Consider the following 529-nt stretch of genomic DNA (forward strand, 5'->3'; position numbering starts at 1 on the left):
CTTTTCTTTACCTTTGGTGGCGCTTCTTTCTTTTTTCTAGATAAAAAACCTAACAGTTTTGGATTTTTCTTTTTCAAAGTGTCTTTCTTTGGCTTTTCTTTCTTCTGTTTTTTTACTTTTGGTTCTGCCTTTGTTCTTTCTTCTTTCTTTTTGTTAGGTACCACCTTCACAATTTCTTTTGGTTCAGAAATTGATTCTTTTACGTTTTTTTCGTTAAATCGAAATGCATTTTTCTTCGGTCTTTCTAGTTGTTTTGGCTCTTCTTTCTCTACATCTTTTTCGCTGAATAACGCCATATGTGATCCCTCCCTTATTGATCGTTATCAATGGCGCAATATGCACCTTTCCTTCTTAGCAATGTAATAATCAAAACTTCATACATTCGTTTTTGAGGATTCGTACTTGGTCGCCAAATCATGATAATTGCAATAACTGCCATGAAAATAACAAATGGTAATTGAAAGGAATCATGTACAAAATTCCTAAGAATCATCGTTACAACTAATAAGCCAATTAATAAAAAGAAATC

General features: G+C 32.3%; 1 protein-coding gene and 1 pseudogene. Both read right to left on the reverse strand.

What is annotated here, in order from left to right; translation table 11 throughout:
* Nucleotides 1-296: pseudogene (locus CN409_RS31190) on the reverse strand (hypothetical protein); the annotation flags it as partial.
* 14 nt (nucleotides 297-310) lie between these two features.
* Nucleotides 311-529 (reverse strand): DUF5592 family protein (locus CN409_RS31195; RefSeq protein WP_098217987.1); only part of this gene is annotated, 219 nt, incomplete at its 5' end.

This window comes from Bacillus sp. AFS012607, assembly GCF_002558005.1.
GTDB classification, from domain to species: Bacteria; Bacillota; Bacilli; order Bacillales; family Bacillaceae_G; genus Bacillus_A; species Bacillus_A thuringiensis_S.